The organism is Emticicia sp. (assembly GCF_049241225.1).
GTDB lineage: Bacteria > Bacteroidota > Bacteroidia > Cytophagales > Spirosomataceae > Emticicia.
On sequence record NZ_JBMLRC010000090.1, the window covers coordinates 1 to 2623 of the forward strand.

Sequence of the window (2623 nt, forward strand, 5' to 3'; positions counted from 1 at the left end):
AATCCTAAGAAATTGATTCGTGTCTTGAATTATGACGGAATGCCAATTACAGCTGATAAAATTGTGAAAGAAATTAGTAAAAGTTTATAAAAACAACCCCACCCTAACCCTCCCCAATAGGGAGGGGACGAAACAGCTCCCTCCCTATCGGGGAGGGTCGGGGTGGGGTCAAACTTTAAAAATATGACATACGTTCGTCCGACCTTTAGGCATCCTGATTTGCCAAAAAACAAAATAAATTTTACTAAAAAAGACTACGAAGGAGCTTTATCAACGCTTTGTGCTGGTTGCGGACATGATTCTATCAGTGGAGCAATCGCCCAAGCTTGTTTTGAGTTGTCGGTTGAGCCACACCGAATCGCCAAGCTTTCGGGCATCGGTTGTTCGTCAAAAACTCCGGCCTATTTCCTCGGAAATTCGCACGGTTTTAACTCAGTCCACGGGCGTATGCCTTCGGTGGCTACGGGTGCGTACTTGGCGAATCGTGACTTGGTTTACTTCGGTGTTTCGGGCGACGGCGATTCTGCTTCAATCGGAATGGGACAGTTTGTGCATGCCATTCGCCGTAACCTTAATATGGTTTATGTAGTCATGAATAATGGTTGCTATGGCCTTACAAAAGGGCAAGATTCTGCTACGGCAGATAATGGCTCGAAAAGTAAAGCTGGCTCAACAAACCTCTTCAATGCCATTGATTTAGTGGGTTTAGGACTTGAACTGGGAGCAACTTTTGTAGCTCGTAGTTTCTCGGGCGATAAAACTCAGTTGATTCCGCTTATCAAAGCCGCTATTTCTCACCCAGGTTTTGCTTTGATTGATGTCATTTCTCCTTGCGTAACTTTCAATAATAACGTGGGCTCTACAAAATCTTACGATTATGTGCGTGAGCATATCGAAGCTACTTCAACCGTAGATTTTGTGCCAGTGATGGAAGAAATCACGGCAAGTTATGATGATGCCAAGGAAGTAACACTTCACGATGGTTCGGCTTTGCACTTGCAAAAATTGCATCAAGGATGGAATCCAGAAGATAAACTTTCGGCCATGAATGCCATTCAAAATTCAAAAGAAAAAGGCGAAATCTTGACAGGATTGATTTATATAGAACCAAATACGAATGCTTTGCACGATGTGCTTCAAACAACCAAAACTCCATTGAATACCCTCAAAGAAGACCTTCTTTGCCCGGGTGTTGATGCTTTGGAAGCTTTGAATCAGAGTTTGAGGTAGAAAATGTTTTAAGATAAATTGAAAACGCTCAAGAGATTTTGATTTCTTGAGCATTTTTTTTGTAGTTTAGTTTAACAAATGACCAAAATTTTTTTTAAGTCAATTAATCAAATGAAAAAAGCATTGAATGTTCGGATTAATCTAATAAACCCACCTATTGGGGTAGATTTTGGCTTACAAAAAGGCTCTGGAAATGACTACACAATTGTCCAAAAGCAACGTGCTAACACTAATGATTTGATTTTTGAGTTTTCAATTCTAATAAAAGATGATGCCGAGAAAAAGCAACCACCGAAACTTTCGGGTGATTTTGTTCAAGGCTCAAGTGATAAGTTCGTTTACATCGGTATCGGGGCTTTTGTTGGTCAATTCGATTGTATTTGGTCAAGGAGGCTCAAAGTTCCCCTGACTGGAATAACTTGGGAGCAAGTAGAACAATTATACAATAATCCTGATGCAGTTTTAGAAACTTATGTGCCAGGTACCGGAAAAGACGGTAGTCCAAACTGTGCTACAGTCAAACCATTTGCAGGATGGCTCATTAAAGAGTAAACAACAAATCACACACTGTGCAAGCCTATGACTTGTACCAGCTTCAAACTATTTCCTAAAAAATCCATTCCATGACAAACGTCATGTTTCGGTTGGCAGATTTTACGTTGCTTTGTCAAATTTTCTTAAAAGCAATGATACAAACACCTGCACATACCTTCCATATTCCCGTAATGGGCCTGGGTTTCACGATTGATACGCCACTAAAAGTAGCTCGATTTGGCATTTCTTCGGTAATTTCGATTATCGAACACGAACTCATTGAAAAAATGCGAGCATTTCACTGCCGAGAAAACGGTGAAGTTTATGAGCCAATTACCGAAAAAGTGGAAGATTACCGAGCCAAAAGAATTACAGAATATCTGAATCTTTTGGACAGATTGATAAATAAGCAAGTAGAAAAACTACGCTTAGAACCTTTCGTAGAAGGCTCAGAAATTACAAAATATTTTGAGTTACTGCCCGAAACTTCGCCAATGAAGCAGATGTATATCGGAATGCTTCAACTGGAAGACAGTTCGGTAAAAGAACAAGTGCAGGACGAACTTCGTGGTGCCATTGTAGCGGGTTCGATTGATGTAAACGTGATGTCGAAAGTTGATAGAACGCACTACGATGAAAACGGTGAAATGTTACCGAAAGAATTTTCTGATGCTCTTTCGTCGTTTCGTGGTTATGCACAAAGTAATTTGACTTCAAGTATTGTTTTTTCGGCTGGCTATAACCCACGCTTGTATGGTTACATTGATGCTTTCAACGATTTTTTCCCTGATGAAAAAGGTTTCTTGAAAAAGAAAATCATCTTGAAAGTAAGCGATTATCGTTCGGCTCTTACGCAAGG

Annotated in this window: 2 protein-coding genes and 1 pseudogene; all 3 read left to right on the plus strand. The window is 40.2% G+C overall.

Translation table 11 applies throughout. The features are described 5' to 3' along the window. Positions 1 to 183 precede the first annotated feature (183 nt). The gene (locus ACOVO2_RS05420) at positions 184 to 1230 is read left to right on the plus strand and encodes a 2-oxoacid:ferredoxin oxidoreductase subunit beta (protein ID WP_188766826.1); all 1047 of its coding nucleotides are present in this window, start codon (positions 184 to 186) and stop codon (positions 1228 to 1230) included. A 111-nt stretch (positions 1231 to 1341) separates the two neighbouring features. Next, positions 1342 to 1782, plus strand: coding sequence for a DUF5990 family protein (locus tag ACOVO2_RS05425; RefSeq protein WP_421768986.1), 441 nt, complete (start codon positions 1342 to 1344; stop codon positions 1780 to 1782). Between the two features lie 134 nt (positions 1783 to 1916). Further along, positions 1917 to 2623, plus strand: a pseudogene (locus tag ACOVO2_RS05430) (hypothetical protein); the annotation flags it as partial.